The sequence below is a fragment of the Ruegeria sp. AN6 genome (assembly GCF_056540425.1).
In genome coordinates, this window is sequence record NZ_JBQFWR010000043.1 from 1 (window position 1) to 935 (window position 935).

A 935-nucleotide genomic window follows, 5' to 3' on the forward strand; every position below is an offset into this window, starting at 1 on the left:
GATGTGCCTTTGGCGGAACGCAATCTGCTAGAGTAAGCAGGAAGGAAGTTAAGTTGAACAAGACTTTCCCACTTATGGCAGGGTTATTGATGGTGCTGTTGCCAAGTGCTGCGTTGTCACAAATCGACCCCGCGACCATGTTGGCCGGTACCTCGGAGTCGGAAATCCTTATCGAACGACGTTGGACGCAGTTTCGTGGTAAACAGGAACTGTATTTTTTTACTCTCGACGTCATCGTCACTGTCATTTTGACTGGACTGATCGTTTATCACCCTGTGAGGCGGAGAGCCCGCAGGAGTGTCCGCGATATCGTCATGCCGCGACTGTTCTTCCTTTACGCGCTTGTCGGCATGGCGGTTGGGTTTCTGGTTGTACAGCACGGATCAATGATCGGGTTCGTGATCTTTGGAATAGGAGCCCTGTTGAGGTTCCGATCAAATATGGATGACCCGGTCGACACGGTGGAAATGATTATAGTGACCGTGCTTGGGCTGGCGGTAGGGCTGGGCTTGCCCTTGATGGCCACATTGGTGGCGGTTGTGTGTTGGTGTTTCATTTGGCTCGGTGGGCGAAACAAGGGCGTGGAAATTTCGCTCAAGGCTTCAGACGAAGAGCAATCATTGAAAGTCAGCGGAGCCATTGAAGCCATGGCCGCAGACGCTGGCTGGAAGCTGGTCAGAAGACACCACGTTCCCGGCAAATCTCGCGTTTCATTGCTTTTCATTACCTCGGGCGGACTTTCGGAAGCTCGGATCGAAGAGATGATAAACGATCTGGTCCCTGAAAAAGTTGAACTGAAACTCAACCTCTAGTCATTTCACAAGGTCTAAACGTTTCAAAACCGCATTCGGGGATCTGATCTCTTTCGGAAGCGACTTGAAATTTACCGACTTTTCGAAATCAGGCCCTCGATATACTGCTATCCCAAACTCTCC

The 935-nt window shown here is 50.8% G+C and carries 1 protein-coding gene; it reads left to right on the forward strand.

From position 1 onward, the window contains the following. Positions 1 to 53: 53 nt before the first annotated feature. Positions 54 to 812 (forward strand): hypothetical protein, encoded by a 759-nt coding sequence (locus tag ACR0MQ_RS22930; RefSeq protein ID WP_170482886.1) that lies wholly within the window; start codon positions 54 to 56, stop codon positions 810 to 812. Positions 813 to 935: the final 123 nt, after the last annotated feature.